General features: G+C 27.9%; 2 protein-coding genes. One reads left to right on the forward strand and one right to left on the reverse strand.

Annotated elements, in window-relative coordinates; translation table 11 throughout:
• Positions 1-522, reverse strand: a 522-nt coding sequence (locus U9R42_13585) for a LamG-like jellyroll fold domain-containing protein (protein ID MEA3497053.1), incomplete at its 3' end; no start/stop codon positions are given.
• 321 nt (positions 523-843) lie between these two features.
• Here U9R42_13585 and U9R42_13590 point away from each other — a divergent pair.
• A complete protein-coding gene (locus tag U9R42_13590) occupies positions 844-1,569 on the forward strand; it encodes a sulfotransferase domain-containing protein (GenBank protein ID MEA3497054.1) in 726 nt (241 codons plus the stop codon).
• The last annotated feature ends 158 nt before the right edge of the window (positions 1,570-1,727 follow it).

A 1,727-nucleotide genomic window follows, 5' to 3' on the forward strand; every position in this document is an offset into this window, starting at 1 on the left:
GTTGCCATCAAAATTACCAACAACATGATACCAAGTATTTGTATTAAGAGTTTTGTAACATTCAATATTTCTGGCATTAGTGCCGTCCAAAGAATAAAAAGCAACAAAGTTAAGATGACTATCTTTTGTGCGAATTACCCATTCATATTGGCTTTCAGAACAAACGTTAGATGCAGCTTTGTCAATTAATATATTTGTTCCAGATAAATTATTACATTTAAACCAGAATGAAAAGGCAAATTGGCGATTGCCGTTTGAAAAGATATCTCCAAAATTATTTCCCAAACCAATAAAATCATTGTTGCCATCAAAGCTGTAAGCATGATTGTAGTTACCGAACCTGTCTTGAGTTGGAGTGGCTTCATAAATGTTTCCATCAAAAGAATTTCCACTGTAATCTCTTGCATTTCCATCTAAGGGGTAATACGCAGTAAGTCCACTGCTTAAATTAGCTTGTCCGTAAGTAAAAATTGATAAAAAAATTAGCGTTAGAAAAAAAACAATTGATTTTTGTGAATACATAATATTATTATTTAAAGATTTTAAAAACTTGTTTAAAAAATCAAAGGTACAAAAAATGTATTTTAAAGAAAATATTTATTGTAATTATTTCTAAATTAAAAAAGCCCTGTTCGTGGCAGGGCTTATCTCCTCTAAAATTAACCTTAAACTTTATTAAACTAAAAATTTTAAATAAAAGGAGTTATATTTTTCTTGTTGTTTATTGTTATTACGTATGGAAGCAAAGAAATGTTACAAAGTATTTTGTGATGACTAATTTTCTTTTTAGGTGCCATGTGAAATTTTTTTCAATACCTTTGAAGAAAAATTAATTAAGCAAATATGTTAATTATTGCAATCCCTAAAAGTGCAAGCACAGCATTGATGAAAACTATTGGTAAACTTCATTTTATTGAAGCAATGCAATTGTTTGCTCTTGACCTTCCTGTTCCAAATAATTTGAAAATACTTCAGGAATTTCATACGGATATTAAAGAATTGGACGATAAACATGCAAAGATATTTTCAAATGAAACGAAAATTTTCAAACAACATCTTCCACCAACAGTAAATAATATTGAAAGATTAAAATCAACAAAAAAGGTTGTTTTACTTCGTGAACCTGATGAAATAATCCAATCTTACAAACGATCTTTTAATAAAAATCTTAGTAGTGGATTAAAGAGATTTGAAGGAGTGGAGACTGATGATGAATGGATAAAGGAGGCAAGTAAAAGTGGATTGAAAGAGGATTTGGATTTTTTTTACAATAAATGGAAAAGCGAAGAAGGTAAAAATACTATGATTATTTATTATAAAGATTTGATGAGTGATGCCAAAAAAGTTATTAATCAGATTGAGTCATTTTTTGATATTCCTTTAACTAAAAAAAAATTTTCTTTAAGTAAAGTAAGATATTCACAAACAAGCAAGTTTGGTGGAATTGTTTTGAACAACTATCAAAAGATAAAATCATTATTTTTTGAGTTCATAAAACAACTTGGTTTATATAATTATTTGCTTAGGTTTATGAGATTTTTATTAAGTGGTGCCTCTAAGAAAATGTAGAATCCCAACTTAATCCGTTAGTAATCAATAATTAACTGATTGTGATTTTTTCCACAGAAGGGTGCTTCCTTAGGGGTGTTATACCAATTTAATTTCAAAACGCCTGATAAATAAATTAAATTATATTTTTCTTTTTTTAGGCAAAAATTCTTTGCATA

This window comes from Bacteroidota bacterium, from assembly GCA_034723125.1.
Classification (GTDB): Bacteria; Bacteroidota; Bacteroidia; order CAILMK01; family JAAYUY01; genus JAYEOP01.

Excerpts from the sequence above, each read along its gene's own strand:
- U9R42_13590 (MEA3497054.1), top strand. The coding sequence starts at position 844 with ATGTTAATTATTGCAATCCCTAAAAGTGCAAGCACAGCATTGATGAAA.